We start from the raw sequence: 2,134 nt of genomic DNA, 5'->3' as shown, positions 1-2,134 counted from the left end.
ATGTCTGTCATTGTTCTTCTCCGGATGCCCTGACTGGCAACGGCACCCTAGCACTAAAGTAAGGCATAGAGGCCGTTCACCACATCAATTCCGCTAGGCTCCTGCGTCGCCAAGCTCCACCGAGCCCCGACGTCCAGCCGCCCTCAACCGGGCGTCTGGCCCTCGGGTCTCGGCCCTTCCGGGTAACGGCTTGCCCGCGTTCTTTTCCGATGACGGACGGTCCTGGTCTAAGTGATCGGTTCGTGAGACGGCTCCTCAACCTCCCCGGCCAGTCCTGCGGACCGTCCGGGGAGGCACGTTCCACGACGATGGCCTCGCATCCAGCGTTCAGTCTGACAGTCGCCGTGCCAGTCCGTAAAGCCGCTGCGCGACCCTCGGCGGCAGATGTCTGGCCCGCGTCTGCTGCAGGGCCGCACGCGACCCCGCATCAGCCGCAGACCTGCCCCCCTTGCTCAGGACGCTCCGGGCTTGACGGCCTGTCCCGTCGCCCGTCTTGGCCGGTGGCAGGATGGGCTCAGGAAAACGCCACCGTCGCTCCACTCTCGTCGCCGTCAGTGTGCTCGCCGCACGGGCAGGATGGGTCTAGGAAAACATCAAATACCTATTGAGTAATCAACAAGTAAATAACACATTTTATCGGCTTTATTTCTTCGGAAATGGCGGTTTTCGGCCGTTTTTCGTTGACTGTCACCAAGTAAAAACCTATTCTCTATTCATGGACAGAGGCAATAACGCCGAACAAGTCCAGTCGATACGTTCCCTAGTTCTTGGAGGCTCTCATGGCTGGTTCCGTTAACAAAGTCATTCTCGTTGGCAACCTTGGTAAAGACCCTGAAGTCCGTCATACGCAGTCCGGGTCCAAGGTCGTGAGCTTTACGCTCGCCACGTCTGACACATGGAACGACCGCCAGAGCGGCGAACGCCGTGAGCGCACCGAATGGCACCGTGTCGTTATCTTCAATGAGCGTCTGGGGGACGTCGCAGAACGTTTCCTCCGCAAAGGCCGCAAGGTCTATCTCGAAGGCGAACTGCGCACCCGCAAATGGACCGATCAGGGCGGTCAGGAGCATTACACGACAGAAGTTGTCGTTGACCGGTTCAAGGGTGAACTGGTTCTGCTGGATAGCAACCGCGGAAGCGAAGGAGGCGGCTGGGGCCAGTCGGATGAGGAACGGGACGATCAGACGCCATTCTAAGGTACGCAGTTCACTGCACGGTCCTGCCAAAGGACCGTCCCCGTTCACTCTCCTCACAGGAACCGGCGCTATGACCACGGAAGAGACATTTCCATGATGCTGCCGACACTGCCTCCCAGACCTCCCACGTCCACGCAGCACACAACCGAGCGCGTGAAGCTTTTCGCGAGCGGCTGCCAGAGCCTTGCGCTGGCAATCCTCGGGGCGGGGATTGTGGCTCCGCTCTTCACGGGAGCGGCCGTTCCAATGTGGCAGCGTCTGGCAGCCGCGCTCGCCGCCGCCGCTTTTGAAATTGCCGCGTGGACGCTTCTGGGCTATATTCCGAACACTGAGGTCACGCCAACGGAGACCGAACATGATGAATGAGTTTTTCCCAAACCTGCTGATGATGCTCGCCGCGTTCGCAGGTGGCTGCGCTCTTTTCGGATGGATTGCTAGCCGGTTACTCCCGACCGCCAGCCCACGACAGAAGCGGCATAGTCCTTCCTGACAAGACGACACAGGCGGCCTCCGGGCCGCTTTTTTTGTCCGCTCGTTTAGTTCAATCAGGCGGACGCGCCTCGCCGGCGCGAGCTTTGATGCCCCCAGTGCTCGCCCCCCACAGGGGGGCTGCGCCAGGACAGAGAAAAAGACTAGACTGAGCCAATGTCACGAAACAACGCGATCCGCATCGGCGCTCTGGTCATTCAGGCGGCTGTTCTTCTCCTGATCTGGCAGGGATTTCTGCATCCAACCAGAGGAGGTCTGCTGGTGCTTGCCGTCGGGTTTGTGGCGTTCTTTCTCACGCGGGACTCTTCAGGCAGAAATCAGGGCCATAGGTAAAAAAAGCAAAAGAGGGATCGGGGCGGCCCTGAAGGGTTCGTTCACTCTTGTGTGAACGGCCTCTACGGCGCAAGGAAAATCTCGTTTTGAAACGTACGGAACTGGTGCTCTCATGT

General features: G+C 59.3%; 4 protein-coding genes and 1 pseudogene. All 5 read left to right on the top strand.

Annotation, left to right across the window (positions count from 1 at the left end):
* The first annotated feature begins 242 nt into the window (after positions 1-242).
* The 5 genes and pseudogenes from JN414_RS16235 (at position 243) to JN414_RS16220 (ending at position 2,018) form a co-directional block, all read left to right on the top strand.
* Positions 243-608, top strand: coding sequence for a hypothetical protein (locus JN414_RS16235; RefSeq protein ID WP_202208852.1), 366 nt, complete (start codon positions 243-245; stop codon positions 606-608).
* Between the two features lie 171 nt (positions 609-779).
* Positions 780-1,157: pseudogene (ssb, locus tag JN414_RS16230) on the top strand (single-stranded DNA-binding protein); the annotation flags it as partial.
* A 132-nt stretch (positions 1,158-1,289) separates the two neighbouring features.
* Complete coding sequence (locus JN414_RS16225) at positions 1,290-1,562, top strand: hypothetical protein (protein ID WP_024717183.1); 273 nt, start codon at positions 1,290-1,292, stop codon at positions 1,560-1,562.
* A complete protein-coding gene (locus JN414_RS17180; protein ID WP_255494206.1) occupies positions 1,552-1,686 on the top strand; it encodes a hypothetical protein in 135 nt (44 codons plus the stop codon). The genes JN414_RS16225 and JN414_RS17180 overlap by 11 nt, the downstream gene beginning before the upstream one ends.
* Positions 1,687-1,841: 155 nt before the next feature.
* Positions 1,842-2,018 carry a hypothetical protein gene (locus tag JN414_RS16220; protein WP_202208850.1) on the top strand — a complete coding sequence of 59 codons (177 nt, stop codon included), beginning with the start codon at positions 1,842-1,844 and terminating at the stop codon, positions 2,016-2,018.
* Positions 2,019-2,134 lie beyond the last annotated feature (116 nt).

The sequence above is a fragment of the Gluconobacter sp. Gdi genome, from assembly GCF_014132155.1.
Classification (GTDB): Bacteria; Pseudomonadota; Alphaproteobacteria; order Acetobacterales; family Acetobacteraceae; genus Gluconobacter.
Note: the sequence above shows the minus strand (reverse complement) of the source record. Positions and strands in the feature narration are given on the sequence as shown.